Source organism: Bacillus sp. SIMBA_031 (assembly GCF_046535225.1).
Taxonomy (GTDB): Bacteria; Bacillota; Bacilli; order Bacillales; family Bacillaceae; genus Bacillus; species Bacillus velezensis.
The window spans coordinates 1-273 of sequence record NZ_JAWRXC010000226.1; the positions used below are offsets into that span (position 1 = coordinate 1).

At 33.0% G+C, this 273-nt stretch carries 1 protein-coding gene; it reads left to right on the forward strand.

Annotated elements, in window-relative coordinates; translation table 11 throughout:
- Window positions 1-273: hypothetical protein (locus tag SB724_RS20110; protein ID WP_410572604.1), on the forward strand; the 273-nt coding region annotated here is incomplete at both ends.

A 273-nucleotide genomic window follows, 5' to 3' on the forward strand; every position in this document is an offset into this window, starting at 1 on the left:
TTGGCCTTTTTTCGTCACATGGAATCAATACGAATGAAAAAGCAGAACAAAGCAGATATACCTATCTTGATACGGTGATTCTGTATGCGTTTTTGAGAAAAATAAACAAAGAAGATATCATCAGAAAATCGGTATTAAGATTAAATGATACCATTTATGAAGTAGGAAATCAGTATCGATACATCGAAACGATCATTACCTCAGGAAATGTTAGCTATAATATATCTTCTATTGACAGAGATGATCTGATCGAAATGGTTCTTTCAAACTGCG